This window comes from Vibrio sp. 1641 (assembly GCF_033339995.1).
Taxonomy (GTDB): domain Bacteria; phylum Pseudomonadota; class Gammaproteobacteria; order Enterobacterales; family Vibrionaceae; genus Vibrio; species Vibrio alginolyticus.
Map to the genome: position 1 here is coordinate 1 of NZ_JAWOVP010000210.1, position 665 is coordinate 665.

The following is a 665-nucleotide window of genomic DNA, read 5'->3' on the forward strand; positions in this document are numbered from 1 at the left end:
ATCACCACCGCGACCTTTACCAATATCATGGAAGATTGCTGCAATGATCAGCAGTTCTTTCTTTTGCATGCGAGGGTATATGTCGCAACAAATCGGATGCTTCGCATGGTTGTCTGGATTGTTAAAGGTATTGATGTGTTTGAGTAGGCGAATGCTGTGCTCGTCGACCGTGTAAGCGTGGAACAGGTCGAACTGCATCTGACCAACAATCTGGCTCCATTGCGGTAAATATGCGGCCATTACCCCAAGTCTGTGCATCAAACTGAACGCTTTATGAAGTGCATTTGGGTGTCGACATAACGCTAAGAATTTTTCACGAGCCGCTGGAATCGTGTGTAAAAACTTGTTTAAGCGGCGACGTGCAGTACGCAGTTGTCGCAGGGTTGGAGGGCTTACTCCTTCAATGGTTGAGTCGTTTGCGATATGCAAAAACATATCAAGAATAGTTTCAGGTCTGGCTTGGAATAGCGCAGGTTTTCTGGCTTCAATTAACGACCCACGACGTTGAAAATCTGCATCCAAAATTTCTGCGTTTTCAGTTGCACCACCATTGATGATGGCTTGATCAAACAGTTTGAGCAGCATTTTGTTTAATTCTGCGACGCGACGAAGTGTGCGATAAAACTCTTTCATCATCATCTCGACGCCGCAATTGCCTTCACCAA

1 pseudogene is annotated in these 665 nt (G+C 45.6%); it reads right to left on the minus strand.

The features are described from left to right. Positions 1-665, minus strand: a pseudogene (locus R7Z47_RS25110) (HD domain-containing protein); the annotation flags it as partial.